Annotated in this window: 9 protein-coding genes and 1 riboswitch; of the genes, 8 read left to right on the plus strand and 1 reads right to left on the minus strand. The window is 44.8% G+C overall.

Annotated elements, in window-relative coordinates; translation table 11 throughout:
• Window positions 1-42 precede the first annotated feature (42 nt).
• Window positions 43-1,353 carry a hypothetical protein gene (locus ACVBIK_RS02645; protein WP_447169037.1) on the minus strand — a complete coding sequence of 437 codons (1,311 nt, stop codon included), beginning with the start codon at window positions 1,351-1,353 and terminating at the stop codon, window positions 43-45.
• A gap of 511 nt (window positions 1,354-1,864) precedes the next feature.
• Here ACVBIK_RS02645 and ACVBIK_RS02650 point away from each other — a divergent pair.
• The 8 genes from ACVBIK_RS02650 (at window position 1,865) to ACVBIK_RS02685 (ending at window position 14,886) form a co-directional block, all read left to right on the plus strand.
• Complete coding sequence (locus ACVBIK_RS02650; protein WP_447169038.1) at window positions 1,865-2,344, plus strand: aminoacyl-tRNA deacylase; 480 nt, start codon at window positions 1,865-1,867, stop codon at window positions 2,342-2,344.
• Between the two features lie 381 nt (window positions 2,345-2,725).
• Complete coding sequence (locus tag ACVBIK_RS02655) at window positions 2,726-5,311, plus strand: acylase (protein ID WP_447169039.1); 2,586 nt, start codon at window positions 2,726-2,728, stop codon at window positions 5,309-5,311.
• A 338-nt stretch (window positions 5,312-5,649) separates the two neighbouring features.
• Complete coding sequence (locus ACVBIK_RS02660) at window positions 5,650-6,138, plus strand: hypothetical protein (RefSeq protein WP_447169040.1); 489 nt, start codon at window positions 5,650-5,652, stop codon at window positions 6,136-6,138.
• A gap of 424 nt (window positions 6,139-6,562) precedes the next feature.
• Complete coding sequence (locus ACVBIK_RS02665; RefSeq protein ID WP_447159484.1) at window positions 6,563-7,129, plus strand: NAD(P)H-dependent oxidoreductase; 567 nt, start codon at window positions 6,563-6,565, stop codon at window positions 7,127-7,129.
• A 21-nt stretch (window positions 7,130-7,150) separates the two neighbouring features.
• The gene (locus tag ACVBIK_RS02670; RefSeq protein ID WP_447159483.1) at window positions 7,151-8,398 is read left to right on the plus strand and encodes a NupC/NupG family nucleoside CNT transporter; all 1,248 of its coding nucleotides are present in this window, start codon (window positions 7,151-7,153) and stop codon (window positions 8,396-8,398) included.
• A 313-nt stretch (window positions 8,399-8,711) separates the two neighbouring features.
• Entirely contained in the window at window positions 8,712-9,374 is a 663-nt protein-coding gene (locus ACVBIK_RS02675) for a DUF2076 domain-containing protein (protein WP_447159482.1), read from the plus strand.
• Window positions 9,375-9,657: 283 nt separating this feature from the next.
• Window positions 9,658-11,700: a prolyl oligopeptidase family serine peptidase gene (locus ACVBIK_RS02680; RefSeq protein ID WP_447169041.1), complete on the plus strand. Its 2,043-nt coding sequence runs from the start codon at window positions 9,658-9,660 to the stop codon at window positions 11,698-11,700.
• A gap of 417 nt (window positions 11,701-12,117) precedes the next feature.
• A riboswitch (cyclic di-GMP riboswitch) is annotated at window positions 12,118-12,201 on the plus strand.
• Window positions 12,202-12,288: 87 nt separating this feature from the next.
• A complete protein-coding gene (locus tag ACVBIK_RS02685) occupies window positions 12,289-14,886 on the plus strand; it encodes a glycosyl hydrolase family 18 protein (protein WP_447169042.1) in 2,598 nt (865 codons plus the stop codon).
• Window positions 14,887-14,944: the final 58 nt, after the last annotated feature.

Consider the following 14,944-nt stretch of genomic DNA (forward strand, 5'->3'; position numbering starts at 1 on the left):
TTTAGTTTAATTATCGGTAATTAAACTCATTGTTAACTCAAATTACTGATTAAGATCGAAACTCAGTCGCATATAATTCGTTTCATAATCAAGTACGCTCAATTGACCATCTGCCATGCGGCTTCGTTCAGCCAACAGTTTACGCCACTCACTTAGTGGCTTTTCTGAGCCGTAGCCTCTAACACCAATCTGTAGTCTTGGATAATTTAGCGAATCAAATTTTGCATCTAAATCCGCTGGCAATTTGATATCTGGCATGCTGCCTGATACGCCCCCCCAAATAATCCATTCAGCATCCCCATTATCAATATCTCCAGACAAACTCATGTGAGTCAACGCGATATCAGTACTTACGTTGCTAAAATCATATTGGTATGGCGCCTGGCCAGTTGAGATCTCACTGAATAATGAGTAGACCGCATCAGAAAAGCCGTTAGCCGGATCCCAAAGCATTATCGGAGAAGTCTTGCCCTCTGATGTGACTAGATGTCGTGCAGAGCTATAACTATTGGCGGTAACATTACCAATGTATTCTTGACCCATTCTCGCTGGCCAAACATAGCTACTATTAGTTAATGTTGGGTAAACAAATACCGGATCGTTTTGACTATAATTGGTCCAACCTTCAAATGAGCGGGCATATAAGATCCGTGCATCATAAGGATTAACATAGTCAACCACTACGCCCTGCTGGGTAAAGTCACTCATATTCAATGTATATTGAGTTTTATCGGTCAAATCAATACTGCCACCTAGGCTACTTTGGCCATCGGCAGCAATTAACTGCACATCTATTGGCCCAACACCATCGCACCACTCAATTAAGGGGGAACTAGTAAATGGCGTTAACTCATAGCTGCTGCCTCCCAAATACAGCAAACTGTCTGGCGCGTCCTCGATAAGCGACTGCACCGGAAACTCGACTTGTTTACAGTTACAACCTTCTTCATTGTTGTCATCACGAAAATAGGTAATGCCTAAATCGCCAGCTTCAACATTAACATTAGAAATAACCTTGAGTGTTGGCAGGTCTTTGTAATAGTACTGGTTGTCCGCGGTTAACGTGATATGTTTAGCGTTACTCGGCCAGTCTGCAGTGAGCGCACCATCGGCATCTGTTACGTACTCAGCAATAATGTCACCCGTATTATTGTGCACAAATACTTTGACGCCAGACTTAGGCTGTTCTATTCCACATTGATTGTCCACAACTGTATTTAATGTAATTTTCGGCACATTACCGCCAGATGAGCCACCATTGCCAGCAGAGCCTGATGAATCATCACCACCTCCGCCACATGCGGTTAAAACCAATGCAGATAATGCTGTTAGCGTCCATTTTCTTATTGTCATATCTTCTTCCTGAATATGTATAAATAAACCAAATAGTCACTTATTTAGTCTTGTTGCGTCTAAACCCGTTAAATGGCCATCAATGACCCATTAAATTTGCTTATTAGTTACTTGCTATAGGCAATAGCTATTCGTTAACAGGCTCCCTTAAGGGATTGTATAAACCCCAAGCAAAGCAGACGTTTAATTGTTACAAATGTGTGACTAAAAAACATTCAAGCTACGGTAACCTGTTATGCCTTAACTGTCTATTATTTACCCCCCCTCTACTTAAGCCTTGAAAGAATAGCCAATTAACACCAGGTCATAAGCAGCTAATCCAAAGCCTATTGCCTATGATATTGAAATGAATATCGCCACACTCGCTTGCCAATCTAGGCTCAACCATTACTCTCTATCTCCCCAGAAAAACCAAGATATTTCCTGCTGTAGTTAATGCGTTTATAAGCCAGTTATCCCTCTCTGAACTATAATAATAGGTAGCATTATTTAGCCTTTATGAGGTAACACCGTGTCTATTTCAGCTCGATTGAATGACTACCTAGATGACAACAAGATCAAATTTGATCTTGTTCCCCATCCCCATAGTTCTAGCTCGCTGAGCAGTGCTATTGCCGCCAATATATCCCCGTCACAGTTAGCCAAAGCCGTCACTTTAGAGGATCATGAAGGCCGAAGAGTCATGGCTGTATTGCCAGCCAATCACAAGGTCAGTTTACGAACATTAGGCGACAAGCTAAACCGAGATCTTCGCTTGATTGAGGAGAAAGAGGTCTATGACATGTTTAGCGATTGTCACAAAGGTGCCATTCCCTCTTTAGGTGATGCTTACAACCTAGAGGCGGTTTACGACGATCTACTGGTCGAAGCTAAGGAGATCTATTTCGAGGCCGGCGATCACAACACCTTAGTGCATTTGAGTAGACAAAACTTTATCGAGCTCATAAAAGACGCTAAGCACTTAAGTTTCAGCCACCAAAGTATTCATTAAGCCTGCGCATGCGCCGATAAACTTCGGCGCTGCACTCTGGCTAAAAACCAACACCTTTAAACCACTGCTTTTCCAGCAAAGCTTTTAAACCTACTTAATTTTTAATCGCTAACGCTATTAATCAATTGAAGTCTGAATAATCGCCCCCTTCTCGCCGCTATGATCCCCCACGCCAAAAAGTTAACAAGATGTAGACAAACGTTTAAATGACTGGTTAACTAACCAACATGTCTTTGTCGTATTTGATAAAAATATTTTGGGTACTTATTCGTTCACTAGTTCAGTAAGTATATGTTTTACTATCAAAATTAAGACATCCGAAATAATAAAAGTATCCATCAACAATGATTGATGGAACAACACAATAAAAAGGATCTTTTAATGCGCTTAAATAAGTTAGTGCTCGCTTTGGGGATGGCTTCGACGGTTGTTTTAACCGGTTGCGGCTATGAAGAAACTGACAAAAGTGACTCACTCTTTGTACCAGAACCCACACCTGAAGTGATCCCTCCGCTGCAAGCTTTTGCTCCCGAAGGGCAGCTTAAAGCCCAAATTCGCCGCACCGCTTATGGCGTCCCCCATATCCAAGCCGACAATCTTGAAAGCTTAGGTTTTGGCAGCGGTTATGCTCAGGCTCAAGACAACTTATGTGTGCTCGCTGATGGGTTTATCAAGGCTAACTCTGAACGCTCGATGTACTTTGGCCCTCATGCTTCTATCGATTTCACCACGGGTTTGCCAACGGCTGAAGACAACGGCAACTTAATTTCAGACTTTGCCTACAAGGCACTGAAGATCCGTGAAAAAGCTGAAGCGCAATACCCAAGCTTTAGCTACAACTCACGCGCATTAATGGAAGGTTTCAGTGCTGGTTATAACCAATTTCTAGCCGACGTAGAAGCAGGGACCCAAACTGGCGAGCCATTTTGTTCAGGCCAGCCTTGGGTTAAACCTATTGATGGCGTAGATGTGGCCAACTACCTATTTTCTATCGCCTTGCTACCGGGTGCGGCTAACTTCCTTGACCTGATTTTTTACGCCAACCCCGGTGATGGTCAAGAGTACCTTCCGCGCATCGTCGGCCCAGCGCCAACTCAAGCGCAAACAGCTTTTATTCAGGACGTGAATAGCAAGTTTATTGCTTATCAAAACGCTATTAAGACACCAGAAACTAACCCTAGAGATCTCGGTTCAAATGGTTGGGGCTTAGGTAAAGATAAGACTGAAAACGGCAAAGGCATGGTGCTGGGTAATCCGCACTTCCCCCATACAGGTAACTTGCGTTTTTGGCAATCACACTTAACCATTCCTGGTCATATTGATGTCATGGGAGGCTCTTTAGTCGGTATGCCAGCAGCCATTAACATTGGCTTTAACAAAGATGTGGCGTGGACGCATACCTTCTCAACCGCTGAACACTTTGTATTGTACAATCTTGAGCTCGTTAGCGGCGATCGCATGCAATACCTGTTTGATGGTGAGGCAATGCCCATCACTAAAGAAACAGTACAGATCTTAGTCAATGGCGGCCCTGCGGGCATGTTGGTGGCAGAAAAAGATATCTACACCACACCAAAAGGCCCTATTGCAGAAGCTCCGGCTAACCAAGCGCCATTTGGTTGGGATGATGGCCAAGCCTTTATGCTGCAAGATGCCAACATGGCTAACAAAGATCCAATCGATCATTGGTTAGCCATGAACCGCGCAACCAACAAAGATGAGTTCCAGCAGGCCTTTAAAGATTACGATGGCGTGATTTTTAATAACACCATGTATGCCGATAAAGACGGTAACACTTTCTATATTGATGACTCGACCGTTCCGGGCTTATCTGGGATCGCCATTAGCCTATTAAAATCAAACCCCGATATTATTGCCGCACGACAGCAAGCTGGGTTTACGATTTTACCGGGCAATGCCTCTATGTTTGCCTTTGACAAGCCAATGGCCTACGAGCACGCCCCTAAGCTTGAGCGTAGTGACTTTGTGCAAAACTCCAACAACTCATTTTGGTCAACCAACCTGGAAGCGCCGCTTGAAGGTTACTCTGCAATGTACGGCCCTGAGCGTGGGCAACAGTCTCTACGTACCCGTATGGCGCTTAAGCTTATGAACGAGGCTGCTGGTGAAGACGGTAAATTTAATATCGACGAGCTAGAAGCTGCTGCACTGGCTAATAACATCTATCTTGATAGCTTGATATTTACTGACTTAATTGCTCAGTGTGAAGCTCAAGGTAGCGATCCAGTGGTGGTCAGCCCGACTCAATCTAAAGATATCAGTGCTGCCTGCGCAGCGTTAAAGCAATGGAACGGTAAGCAAGATAACGACAGCATTGCTGGTGCACTTGTACGTGAGTTTGCCCACCAGTTTGATCAAGCAAGTATGTTGACTGTCCCATTTGATGCCAATAATGCCGCCACTACGCCAAATAGCTTAGCCACAGATGGCAGTGCATTAGTGGCGCTAGCCAAAGCAGCGTTAAACGTAGAAGCTGCAGGTTTTGATGTTGATGCCGCAATGGGCACTGTGCAATTTGTTGAAAAGTCATTACCCGATGGCACACCATCAGGCACCAAGCTACCTTGGCCCGGTACCCATAATGCAGAAGGTGGATTTAATGTATTCTCAACCCGTTTATCGGGTGACGATACGTTAGTACCTCAGCATGAGTATGCCGCGGTGATGGACGCCGTTACCGGCAAACCACTCGCATCGGGTCTATCTGAGCAAGGCTATGCAATTCGTTATGGGTCAAGCTGGATGATGGCGGTGAGCTTTACCGATCAAGGCCCTGTGGCTAAAGGCATCTTAACTTACTCGCAATCGAGCAATATTATGAGCCCGCAGTTTAATGACCAAAGTGAGCTTTACTCAAACAGTAAGCAATTCCGTCCTTTCTTGTTTAATGAAAGCGATATTTCCGCTGCAGTTGAGTCAACGATTGAGCTAAGCGCGCAGAAGTAATAACACGCAAAAATCAGCACTCTGTAACAAGCTAAATACAGACTTTCGTCGCGATACAGAGGGGATAAACTGAGGTTTATCCCCTTTTACTAGGTAAAGCATCACCGCCTAAAACAATAGCGCTACAGCTAAGTCCTTGTACTACAAGCGCTAGCCTCTTCTTTCATTCCCATATACAACACAGAGTCATCCTTGTTGTTCGCTATTCAATTGAATGCTTAATTTTCAATAACTTAATTACACTCCAAAACTTGCTGAAACACATATTCAAGTGCATGATTTGCTCAAGTGTAGTGAGAACACTTTGGCAATAAAGAATATGCGACAAGGAGTGCACCATGCATCTTCAGCTCTGGATTAGCCCAGTATTAGTAACTATTGGCTTGCTGTTTTTATCGGTAAATACTCAAGCAACTACCAAAACGACTACAGCTATCGATAAGCCTGCCATCACGATTAACTTAAATAAGTATCTTGGTGGTTCCCAGGGAAAACTCAAAGAAAAATCGGCTCTTATCTTTAAATTTGGTAATGGCAGCGCTAACAATACCTGCAGTATTATCACTACAGATAATTACCTTAGACACGCTAAAAATCGCTTAGAGAATATCAATCTAAGTGAGTCTAATTTTTACTTTGATTGTTTATGGAATGGCACTTATTACTTTTTGTCGAATCGCGTTCGGACCTATGCTGAAGTGATCATCAAACAACCCGATAGCCAATTTCCAATGTCGATGCACATCGAAGCTAAACTGGTCAGCCTGACGGGAGAGCAAGCTAACATCATCAGTGGCGATATCTCATTAAGAAACACGCTCAATTAGTCTCAAACCCATACCTTGATCAGCGATAAAATCACAACTAACTCGCTCAAGACATCTATTAGCCATAATTAATTATCAGCTAATTAACAAACTAATAAATAAGACTTTTATATAATTGCACGAGCCAAAACCTGTCGATTTACCTGCAAAACATGCATGCATCACACTCAACTTGGCGCCTAAATGTGACTCCAATACCAATAACTCATTAAGCCAATCTACTTTACTTGGCCGCTATGCAATATTAGCGCGCCGTAGATCTAGACCTAAAAAATAAAACGCTTATAACCCAATGTATAAACCTGATTTTTAATAGGGTTTATCACTTTGTTTTATAAAGCGATAGGCGGCCTCATACCTAAAAAACTGAGGAGACTGCGCGCACTTTAACATTACTTTTTGACTAATTTTAAGTGTAGAAAACATGAAAGACATGACGAGTAACATACTGCTTATTTCGGGCCATCCCGATCTCAGTCGCTCCGTTGCTAACACCGAAATTCTTAAACGGCTCGATACAACAAGCCTGTTTACGATCCATAAACTCGATGAGGCCTGCCCCAGCTATCAGATTAACATCCAAGCTGAACAAGCATTACTGAGCCAAGCCGATATTATCGTGTTCCAGTTTCCCCTTTACTGGTCCACCTACCCCGCTTTAATGAAGCTTTGGTTTGATGAAGTATTTACCTACAACTTCGCCTTCGGCCCTGAAGGAGACAAGCTAAAACACAAGAAAGTGATTCTATCTATCACCTGTGGCGCAACCGCGAGCTCCTATCAGCCAGGAGAGTTTAACTTCTTGCCTCTAGAGCAGTATTTACAAGCCGCTGTGCACCCTATCAAAGCTGCACAAATGGAGATTGTCGATACGGTTATCACCTTTGAAATGAATTCAACATCTGATGAGGGTGGCGATCAAAATACCGTTATGCAATTGGCTCAACAACATGTTGAGCGCTTAATCAACGTAATCAACCAACTGAATTAATCATAAATAGGTCCTCTTATAATGTTGCAATCTCTATTAGGCATCACAGCCCTGTTAGTTGTGGGTTATCTTTTTTGTAATGCTAAAAAACAAGTCAACTGGCGTACAGTCGGTGGCGCACTCATTATTCAGCTCGCCATTGCAGGCTTTGTATTAGCCACCAGCTTTGGCGCTAACGTATTATTAGCCGTTTCAAATGGCGTCGCCAACGTGCTTGGCTTTGCAGCTAAAGGCATTAGTTTCGTATTCGGCAACTTAGTCACCTTCCAGGTTGAAAACTTAGGCTTTATCTTTGCTTTCCAGGTATTGCCAGCCATTATCTTCACCGCATCATTAGTCAGCTTGCTGCACTACATGGGCATCATGACCTTTGTTGTTAAGGTACTCGGCGGCGGACTGCAAAAGGCTATTGGCTCTTCCAAGGCTGAATCAATGAACGCTATCGCCAACACAGTATGCGGCCAAACTGAAGCGCCTCTATTTGTTAAACCTTGGCACCCTCACCTAACCAAATCAGAAATTTTTGCCATCATGGTCGGTGGTTTAGCCTCCATTGCAGGCTCTGTATTAGCAGGTCTTGCAGGCATGGGCGTCGAAGTTCGCTACTTAGTTATGGCGTGCTTTATGAGTGCGCCAGCGGGTCTGTTATTTGCAAAGTTGATGATCCCTGAAACAGAGCAGCCAGTGAATGATGTCCCAGCTCTGCCTGATAATGAAAAGCCATCTAATTTTATCGATGCGATTGCTAAAGGCGCCATTGCCGGTATGCAAATTGCCGCGGTAGTGGGCGCAATTTTGATTGCCTGTATCGGCTTAATGGCCATGCTAAACAGCATGATTGGCTGGGCTGGCGGACTATTTGGCTTTAAAGACGTAACACTTGAACTATTGATGGGTTACGCATTTTCACCCATCGCTTGGTTAATTGGTGTACCTTGGGCTGAAGCCAATGTTGCCGGTAACTTTATTGCGCAAAAACTCGTACTAAACGAGTTTGTGGCCTACGCAGGTTTTGCGCCTTATATATCTGGTGAAACTGTGGTTGCCGCAACAGGTGAAGTGATGTCACCGAAATCGGTGGCGATTATTACCGTGGCTCTATGTGGTTTCGCTAACATCGGCTCTGTGTCTATGGTGGTTGCAGCGCTCAGCACTATGATCCCAAATAAGTCTAGCTACATTGCGTCTGTCGGTATGAAAGTGCTACTAGCAGCGACGCTGGCAAACCTATTATCAGCAACCGTTGTGGGTCTGTTTATGTCTTTTTAAAATCACCTTTTCATTCAATCTCAACACTCAAGATTGAATGAAATAACAGATGGCAACCGGAGCGATTGCGGTTGCCATACTCTTCTCTTCAGCAAATCTACCTCTACTTACCTCAATCCCCTGCTGTTTTTTAGATAAAATTCTCTTAATCTTTGTAAGTATTTAAAGCTGCTTGTTTGTTAAATGTTGTTAACTGATAGTTATTTAAGCTATTGATTAGCTAATCAATTATTAGTGATACGCAGGATGTGAACCTTAGGCTAGGATGCGCGTCAAATACGTAAAGACGTATCCTTACATTAGGAATTGAAACATGACTCCGCAAGAACAAGAACTAATCCAAAACGTAGCCAATAAATTAAAGGCTAGCCCAAACAAGCCAAAAGATGCAGAAGCTGAAAGCCTAATCGGCCAAGAGATCGCATCTCAAGAAGATATCGTTTACAAGCTAACTCAAGCGGTCATCGTGCAAGAGATGGCGCTTAAAGATATGAAGTCAAAAAATGACTTCTTAGAATCACAAGTTGAGCACTTCAGAAAAGAATCAGAGCGCGGCACATTAAGCCGTATGATGGGCGGTACTAACCCAGCGCCAGTGCAGCCTCAACCTGTACGTCAGCCAAGTGCTTTTGGTAGCTTTATGCAAACTGCAGCCGGTGTTGCAGCGGGTATGGTTGCCGGTAACCTTATTAGCAATGCACTATTTGGTGGTGAAGATACTGCAACTGCAGAAGCAACGCCAGAAGTTGCTCCTGAAGCTGCTGCAGAAACTGAAGCGCCAACAGAAACTGCAGCTGCTGATACCGCTGCGCCAGAAGAAGCTGGTTCTAGCTTCTTAGATGACAACTCAGGTTTCGCTTCTGAGTATGCGAGTGAAGACACCTTTGCTAACACCGGTTTTGGTGGTGATGAAAGCTTTGGCGGCTTTGATGACGGCGGTTTCGGTGATTTTGGTGGCGATGACGAAGATTTTTAATCTCGCTTAATCACAGCTAGCATCATAGCTAAAAGCGCAAAAGATAATGGCGGCTGAACTCAAGGTTCAGCCGCCATTTCTATTTGAGTCTCACTCTCTTCTCAATTCTGTTTCTATTCCCTGTAATTAATCTTGGCTTAAATCAGTTGCGTAACCATCTGTAACAGCCTTTTGATATTGATATCCTTTTCGCAATATTCGCGGCTATACTAGCTTCGCCAGTAACAAACTGGCTAAAACACTAATAAAAAACTCAACAAATTGCTCCCAAGGAGAACCACTCGTGAAGAAAGCCGGGATCCTGTTGCTGTGTATGCTTATGCCAATGGCAAGCGCATTTGCAGAACAAACCAAACCGCTTTCGGTTGATGTGCTGTGGCAACTTAACCGTATAGGCAGTCCAATTATTTCACCGCAGGGCGACAAAATTATCGCGCCTGTTACCCAATATGATGTACCGGAAGATAAAGGCTCTACCCAGCTTTGGTTATTTAACAAAGACGGCGATAGCCAACAAGCATTAACCGCTAAAGGCATGCGCGCAAGCGAAGCCACTTTTTCCCCTGACGGTAAAACACTGGCTTTTATCAGCAAGCGTGACGACGATGAAGCAGGTCAAATATACCTGCTGCCAATGAACGGCCCAGGCGAAGCACAAAAGCTTACTGATGTGCCAGGCGGCGTATATGGTATGAGGTGGGTTGGCAAACACATCTACTTTATTAGCCGTATTTTCCCAGGAAAAAACTGGGATGAAATGATTGCTCAGCTAAAAGCAGACAAAGACAATAAGGTATCGGCTCACCAATGGAACGCTCTGCCCTATTCAAGCTTTGACCACTGGATTGATGAAGACCGTGAAGCGCACGTGTTTCGTATCCCTGCTGTAGGCGGTGAAATCGAAGCTATTACTCAGCCATTAAAACAGCAGCTACCGCGTTCATCACAAAGCGCCTCAAGCTACGATATCGCGCCAAATGAGCAGTGGATTGCCTTTACCGCTAACGGCTGGGATGCCTCACTTAAAACCCGTGAAGTCGACCCAAAGATTGATATCTTCTTAGCTAAAATCGGCAGCGGTAACGCCCAAAACCTAACACCAGATAATGAAGCGCCAAACAGCAATCCGCAGTTTAGCCCTAACGGCAAAACCTTAGCCTTTACTCAGCAACTTATTCACGGTTTCTATGCTGATACATCACGTCTCGTCTTGATGGATATGAAAAAGCGTCAACCCAAAGTGATTAACGACACTTGGGATCGCTCAGTATCACGCTTTGGCTGGACTCAAGACAGCAAAGGCTTTTACGCCGCAATTGATGATGCAGCCACCAGCCGTATTTATCATATCAATGCTAACAACGGCAAAGTAAAAGCCATTACCAAAGACACTAACTTTGGTAAACCTGTGATGGCAAAAGACGGCACTATCGTTGCGACTAACGACAGCTTTTTATATCCAGCACGTCTAGTCACTATTAATCCACGCAACGGTAAAACCACCCGTTTAGATAGTTTCAACGATGACATTCTTGCTGATGTCGATATGGGCACTTACGAGTCGGTAACCTACAAAGGCTATAACGACCAAGATATACAGATGTGGGTACACTACCCACCGGGGTTCGATCGCAGTAAAAAATACCCGCTAATGATGCTGATTCACGGCGGCCCACACAGCGCGATTACCGATGGTTTCCACTACCGCTGGAACGCGCAAACCTTTGCTTCTTGGGGTTATGTCACTGCATGGCCAAATTTTCATGGTTCAAGTGGTTTTGGCCAAGAGTTTGCCGATAGCATCAACCCTGACTGGAAGAACAAATCACTTGAAGATGTATTTAAAGCTACGGATTGGTTTAAACAGCAAGAGTGGATCGACAGCGAGCGTTTAGTGGCAGGGGGCGCAAGTTACGGCGGTTACTTAACCTCGATAATCTTGGGCCAAGAGCATCCGTTTAATGCCTTGATGATCCACGCAGCGGTGTACAACATGTACTCGCAAATGGCAGCAGATTTCTCGGTCCATAGTACTCGCTTTGGTAACTACTGGGAAAAGCCTGAGATCTACAAATCGATCTCGCCGCACTACTTTGCCGAGAATTTTAACACCCCAACTTTGGTGATCCACGGTCAGCTTGATTACCGCGTACCTGTAGGACAAGGTTTTGAGCTGTTCCGCACCTTACAAACCCGTGGCGTCGAATCTAAAATGATCTATTTTCCTGATGAGAATCACTGGATCATGAAGCCAAATAACTCTATCTATTGGTACAACCAAGTAGAAGACTGGATGACCCGCTTTGCCGAGCCTGGCGGACGTTAATCTGCGCTTGAAGTAACTAAGGGCTGCCAAATGGCAGCCTTTTTATTAACCCAAATCGGTCACAAATACATTGAAGGAAAATGATTTTCATCAGGCTTACATCATCATATCGCCCAGAGTAAGGATATTCTCATGCTGTTAAGGCTTTGGTTAAAAGAATATTTTTAGTGACCAGTTTTTGGCGCTTGCCGTTTATTAAAGCCATCACTAATTTAGTGAAGCGACTTTAATTGAAATAATCTCAATAAAATCAATATCAAACATCAATTACAAGCGCATACTCATTGCCTCCCCTCCAGGCTAAACATGTCAACCTATTGGCACGCAAAGCACGGTAAACCCTATATTTTCAACAACTTATTGCGTTTATTATTTTTAGCATTATGCTACATGCCAGTCAGCACACTAGACTGACTAAATAGACAAAGGCAAACCAGTAGAAATGCTGGGACGCAAAGCTTCCGGTCTAAGGGAATTTCCTAAGATAGCGGGGACGCCAACCATAAGTTAGCACCAATACTCTTGGCGCTAGTTTAACTGTGCTCATGCTTTGTTTGCCTTATTGAAAACTCAATAAGGAACACTCTCTTGCAAGCTAAACTTTCAATATCCACATTAGTGGTTTCTTCACTGCTCGCGGCTAACAGCTATGCTGCGCTGCCAGGCACACCAAGCTTAGGCTGGGGTGAATCACAATTCTCAATCATCGAAGTCGACCAATCTGCAACGGCTTACAATAAACTAATAAAAGTCAAAGACGCTGCTGATGTGTCGGTTAACTGGAACCTTTGGAACGGTGACTTCGGTGACCTTGCTAAGGTATTTTTAGACGATAATGAAGTTTGGCAAGGCCCCGCCGCCGCGTCAGGTGAAGCCACATTTAAAGTGAGCAAAGGTGGCCGCTATCAAATGCAGGTTGGCCTATGTAATGCTGATGGCTGCTCAATGAGTACCAGCAAAGAAATTGTGGTTGCAGATACCGACGGTAGCCACCTAAAACCGCTCAATGCCCCGATGCTTGAAAACAACCGTCCATACCAAAATAAGACAGGTAAAGTCGTCGGTACTTATTACGTTGAATGGGGCGTATACGACCGTAAGTTCCCGGTTGAAAAAATGCCCGCGCAAAACTTAACTCACGTATTGTATGGCTTTACGCCAATCTGTGGTGGTGACGGTATCAACGACAGCTTAAAAACTATCGAAGGCAGTTTCCAAGCGTTGCAACGCGCCTGTGAAGGTCGCGAAGATTTTAAAGTCGCAATCCATGATCCATGGGCGGCGATTCAAATGTCACAATCAGGTCTTTCAGGCTGGAACGAGCCTTACAAAGGTAACTTCGGCGCGTTAATGGCACTTAAGCAAGCGCAACCTGAGTTAGTGATCTTGCCATCAATCGGCGGCTGGACCTTGTCAGATCCGTTCTTCTTCTTTGATGACAAAGCTAAGCGCGCCACGTTCATTGAGTCAGCTCGTGAATTCCTATTAACGTGGAAGTTCTTCGACGGTCTAGATATCGACTGGGAATTCCCAGGTGGCGGCGGCGCTAACCCTAACCTAGGTAGCAGCAAAGACGGCGAAACCTACGTAACCTTGATGCGTGAACTGCGCGCAATGCTTGACGAGTTAAGCGCTGAAACTGGCCGCACTTATCAGCTAACTTCAGCTATCAACGTCGGTTACGACAAACTTAGCGCCGTTAACTACGCCGATGCTCAGCAGTACATGGACTACATCTTTATGATGGGCTATGACTTCAATGGCGCATGGCAGAACACAGATTTAGGCCATCAGACTGCCCTTTACGATGGTCACTGGCAAGAAAACACTAAATACACCGCTGATAAAGGCACGCGTATCTTGCTAGAGCAAGGCGTTGAACCGGCTAAACTGGTTCTAGGCGTGGCTAAGTATGGCCGCGGCTGGACGGGCGTCAGCGATTACAGCAATGGCAATCCATTTACTGGTACTGCCACAGGTCCTATCAAAGGTACTTGGGAAGATGGCGTTATTGATTACCGCGACATCGTTAATAACCACATGAGCCCAGAGTGGGAATATGGTTACGACACTGCAGCTGAAGCGCCTTACCTATTTAAAGCCTCAAGCGGTGATTTAATCACTTATGATGATGAGCGTTCGGTTAAAGCCAAAGGCCAATATGTATTAGACAATCAACTTGCCGGTATTTTCTCTTGGGAAATCGATGCCGATAACGGTGATTTACTTAATGCTATGCACGAAGGCTTAGGTCACGGTGAAGGCACGACGCCACCTGTAAACAAAGCGCCGATTGCTAACGCCGGTGCTGATATCACAGTGACGGGCCCGGCAGATGCCGAGCTAAACGGTGGCAACTCTCGAGATCCTGAAAACAGCGCATTAACTTATCTGTGGACTCAAGTCTCTGGCCCTGCGCTAACCATCAGCAACAACGATAGCGCCATTGCCAATATCGAGTTAGAACTCGTTGAGCTTGATACTGAATATGAATTTAGCCTGACAGTGACCGATATCGAAGGCTTGTCAGCAACAGATACTGTTACTGTGACCAATAAAGCCCCTGCAGCTAACCAAGCACCAAGCGTAAGCTTAGTGACGAGTGTTGCAGTGGAATCTGCTAAGAAAGTAAGCCTAAATGCAAAAGCGGCTGACGCAGATGGTGACGCGCTAACTTATGCTTGGACCGTACCAGCGGATATCGCCTTTACAGGTCAAGGCAGCCATAGCATTACGATGACTGCGCCAAGGGTAACAGAGGCAACTGAGTTTAGCGTTTCTGTAACTGTGTCTGACGGCAGCTTAGATGCCAGCGCCTCAAGCTTGGTAAAAGTGAACGTTAAAGATGATGGCGGTGATAACGGCTGCGGCGCAACCGATCCAGATGCCGCTAACCACCCTGCGTGGCAATCAGCTAGCGTTTACACAGGCGGCGACGTAGTGAGTCACGACAACCTAGTTTGGCAAGCTAAATATTGGACTCAAGGTAATACGCCATCGCGTACTGCTGATCAGTGGTTATTAGTCAGCAATGTACAACTTGGCTGGAACAAAGGCGTAGCCTATAACGGCAACGACATTACTATGCACAACGGCCGTCAATGGCAAGCAAAGTGGTGGACAAAAGGCGATGAGCCTGGCGTTGCCAGTGTATGGGTAGATAAAGGCGCTGCAGGCTGTAAATAAGCCCTAGCCAGCCATGGGTGCAAAGCACTCACAAAAATGCCTGTCACACATTCTGACA

The sequence above is a fragment of the Shewanella sp. 125m-1 genome (assembly GCF_052977065.1).